The organism is Lysinibacillus sp. CNPSo 3705 (assembly GCF_028674935.1).
Taxonomy (GTDB): domain Bacteria; phylum Bacillota; class Bacilli; order Bacillales_A; family Planococcaceae; genus Lysinibacillus.
Genome location: NZ_JAQZSD010000224.1, coordinates 1 through 314 on the forward strand (window position 1 = coordinate 1; position 314 = coordinate 314).

A 314-nucleotide genomic window follows, 5' to 3' on the forward strand; every position below is an offset into this window, starting at 1 on the left:
GAATATGATTAACGTCATTGAAAAACTACAATAATATCAAAAAATTAAAATATAAACCTATTATTAAAAAGAGAGGAAGATGAAAATGTTTATTAATTTTATTATTGGAATAATAGCTGTAGTTTTACTTGTGGAAACATATGTAATTTATAGTTTAATTAAACTTATAAAGAATTTCTTAACGGAAATTCATTCAATAAAAGGTATTCAATTTGGTACAATTTCACAGGGAGACTTAGCGCCATTATTTAGAGCAGAAAATCAAAATAAGTCTAGAATAGTTTTAAAAGATATTTTAAAAAATAATGAAGTGA

At 22.3% G+C, this 314-nt stretch carries 1 protein-coding gene; it reads left to right on the top strand.

Annotation, left to right across the window (positions count from 1 at the left end):
* Window positions 1-85 precede the first annotated feature (85 nt).
* A partial coding sequence (locus PVA17_RS25165) for a hypothetical protein (RefSeq protein WP_274069386.1) occupies window positions 86-314 on the top strand: 229 nt, incomplete at its 3' end.